The organism is Elizabethkingia miricola, from assembly GCF_001675285.1.
In the GTDB taxonomy this organism is placed as follows: Bacteria; Bacteroidota; Bacteroidia; order Flavobacteriales; family Weeksellaceae; genus Elizabethkingia; species Elizabethkingia miricola.
In genome coordinates, this window is sequence record NZ_LSGQ01000012.1 from 1 (window position 1) to 2,938 (window position 2,938).

7 protein-coding genes are annotated in these 2,938 nt (G+C 33.2%); all 7 read left to right on the plus strand.

Annotated features, from left to right (window positions below):
• The coding region (locus ATE49_RS10160; RefSeq protein WP_221407069.1) for a hypothetical protein at positions 1 to 332 on the plus strand (332 nt) is incomplete at its 5' end.
• Positions 325 to 807, plus strand: a complete 483-nt coding sequence (locus ATE49_RS10165; protein ID WP_090346991.1) for a hypothetical protein — start codon at positions 325 to 327, stop codon at positions 805 to 807. The genes ATE49_RS10160 and ATE49_RS10165, both read left to right, overlap by 8 nt.
• Positions 797 to 1,213, plus strand: coding sequence for a hypothetical protein (locus tag ATE49_RS10170; protein ID WP_065082085.1), 417 nt, complete (start codon positions 797 to 799; stop codon positions 1,211 to 1,213). The genes ATE49_RS10165 and ATE49_RS10170 overlap by 11 nt, the downstream gene beginning before the upstream one ends.
• Before the next feature lie 154 nt (positions 1,214 to 1,367).
• A complete protein-coding gene (locus ATE49_RS10175; protein WP_065082086.1) occupies positions 1,368 to 1,622 on the plus strand; it encodes a hypothetical protein in 255 nt (84 codons plus the stop codon).
• Entirely contained in the window at positions 1,622 to 1,915 is a 294-nt protein-coding gene (locus ATE49_RS10180; protein WP_065082087.1) for a hypothetical protein, read from the plus strand. Before ATE49_RS10175 ends, ATE49_RS10180 begins: the two co-directional genes overlap by 1 nt.
• A gap of 10 nt (positions 1,916 to 1,925) precedes the next feature.
• Positions 1,926 to 2,150, plus strand: coding sequence for a hypothetical protein (locus ATE49_RS10185; protein WP_065082088.1), 225 nt, complete (start codon positions 1,926 to 1,928; stop codon positions 2,148 to 2,150).
• Positions 2,151 to 2,219: 69 nt separating this feature from the next.
• Positions 2,220 to 2,513 carry a hypothetical protein gene (locus ATE49_RS10190; RefSeq protein WP_065082089.1) on the plus strand — a complete coding sequence of 98 codons (294 nt, stop codon included), beginning with the start codon at positions 2,220 to 2,222 and terminating at the stop codon, positions 2,511 to 2,513.
• Positions 2,514 to 2,938 lie beyond the last annotated feature (425 nt).

The following is a 2,938-nucleotide window of genomic DNA, read 5'->3' on the forward strand; positions in this document are numbered from 1 at the left end:
GAAGAACTAATCAACAAAGTAAAGCAATGAACTACATTATATCGCTAACGCACACAAGGCGTCACGAAGACTTTATAACCCTATGGAGGACAAATAATGCCGGCTATTGCTATTCTAAAGAGAATGCCGGAATATATGAAACCCCGGAAAAAGGTTATCATGATTCAGATAATAATATGCCAATATCTGTAGAAGACGCAGAAAAATTATTTCAGAAACTTCCTTATGATGGAATTGAAAAAGATATGATTCCAAATAATAAAGCATCTTGGCAGAAATTGGGCGTAAAAATGACTAAAGACGGGTTAAAAAGAGTAAAAGACAATGAATAAACTAGAATTAAAGGATCTTGCTCCTTATTTGCCGTATGGACTAAGTTGCCATGCAATGGGAGAAAGTAACGAAGGGAAGCCGATACTGTTCACATTAATGGGGCTTTCAGATGATCTGTTAAATCATAAACACGCTGAATTATGGGCAGGTGAAAATGAGAACGGCACGACAGAGGATATTATAACAATGGCATTAGATGATACCTTCCCCCTTCTCCGGCCAATGTCGGATTTGACAGAGGAAATAACGCATGGCGGAGATACCTTCGTGCCGTTGCATAGAATTTTAGAAGCTTATTGCTTTGATTTATCCAAAATGGATGGAAAAGAAATTTTAAGCTTTAGAGAGTCTTTAATAGAAGTTGACATGAGTTATAAGACTGTTCAAATGCTTTGTGAATGGCATATTGACTTCCAAGGCTTGATAGGGAGGGGTGTTGCAATAAACTTACAAACAATTGACAATGGAAAATAATTTTGAGAATAAAGCAAAGTTTTTCGCTCAGTATTATGGGCAAAATGTAAAAAGGAGTTATTTACCCGAGCAAACTTCGTTACAGGTAATTGACCGAAATGTTTTTTGGATAGGACATTTAATAATTAATGGATATTTAGAGCTAAAATCTATTGAAGATATTACAGATGAAGATTCGTTAATGATAGCTAAAAGTTATTACTCGGCAACTGAACAATTTCAGAACATAGAAAGTGGTAAACAGATGGTTTCTTGTCACGAAAACCAAATCACATTAGAATTACCACAGGTTGACTACCTCCGTTCCAAAGGTTACGCATTGCCATGGATGGGATTAAGTATTGATGATCTTATAAAATATGGCTGGGTTAAACATAAAAAAGTAGACAATGAAACTGTGGTTTAAAAAAAGGATATACATATTCCTGTACCGATTGTTTGCTGTGTACGATGTTCTATTCTCCGAAAGATTTGAGCTTAAAACATTCAGAAATGGCAGGTGCGCTGCAAAAACGAGATTTTATAAGAGGGAAATACTGAACTCAAAACAGCTGTAAGTTATGAGCAATAAAATACCTGAAAATTTAATTATCATCGGCTCAGGAGAACAATTGTCTGCATTTTGCCAGGCGAACGGTTATTCTTTACATGAGATAAATGCTGCCATTGGAGCCTTTCAAGCAAAAACCGGAGCGATGAAGGAGAGTATTAAGATGATAGTATCTGGAGCTGTGGAAGAACTTGAAGAAACGTACATCGATAAAAAGCCCAGAGGTGTTATTCCTCCTAATTTTTACAAGAAAAGAAAATACTGATGGAACCTAATGATAAAATTAAAAAGAAAGCTGCTGAATTGATCCAGTTTGTTAAAAGTACTTTCACTGATGATCTTGAATCCAGAATCTACACGGAAGCGGCTTTGCTAATGGCACAAATTGCCGTCATTCATCATTTAGAAATGCATAAAAATCAGTGGATAGATGAAGTGTATTATAAAGAGTTTCGTGAGCATAGCGAAGACTGGATTAATGTTAAACAGGAGCTAGAGAATCAATTATATAACGAAAAATACGGGTATCCGCAAAGAGTATCCGGATCTGAAAATTAATTTTACAACAATGAAAGAATTTAAATTAAATTCCCAAAATGAACATATTGAAGCTATAGAAGAAGCTTTTGAAACTTATAGTTTAGCTCAGCAGGTACGTGAAAAATTGGATATTGACATTAAAAGAGGAGAGTACTCATCTACAATTCATTTTACCGTGAAAGATGGTCAAGAGATTGATCCGGTAGCTTTCTTCTGGATAGGTTTTATAGTTAGACAAGATTATTTAGAATAACATAGTAATAAAATATATGAGCGACATATTTTGTCGCTCTTCTCTTTTAGCTTTGTCAAAAATTTGATCATGATACATAAAGCTAAAGTAGGAAGTAACGAAAATGTTACTATAGTGAGTTTTGGAGACGGAACGGTTTCCTTCTCTGCTGGATATACTCCTGACCTGTCACGGAAGTTCCTTTTATTTAAAAAAGACAGTAAAGGCGTACCGGGTATTTATAAGAATGGAAGTGAAAGAACTATTGAAGATTTCAACCCAGATATTATTTTTGAATTCAAGAATAAGGAGTCTTTTGATTATTTTATTGACTTTTTGACAATAGCTAAAAGTATTTTTATTCAGGAGAAAATCAAACAATAACAATACTTTATGGTTTATATCTCTCCTGTTTTATGAATTTTGTTTTAACGAAAAAAAACCGCATTTTATTGCGGTTTTAATTTGTAAATTCAAGAAAATGAATTATCTTTATAAAGTATTTGAAAGTCAAATACCAAGACATACATTCTTGAAGTAATGTATTTTTAATAGTAAAATAATGAGATTCAGATTTGAATTGAGTTACAAAAAGACTAAAAATAGCTTTAAATTGAAGTTGTTCGCAGCAATTTCAAATATTATAAGGCTGTTTCTTTAGTAACTCGGTGGGGGTATAAAGTCCTCCACCTCATTATTTTATACAAATATAACAATTAATTAGTAGATATAATCTATTTAGTAGATTAAAAATTTAAAATCATGTCAAATCCTTTCAAAAATATAGCCCGAAAAATCCGGAAATTCTA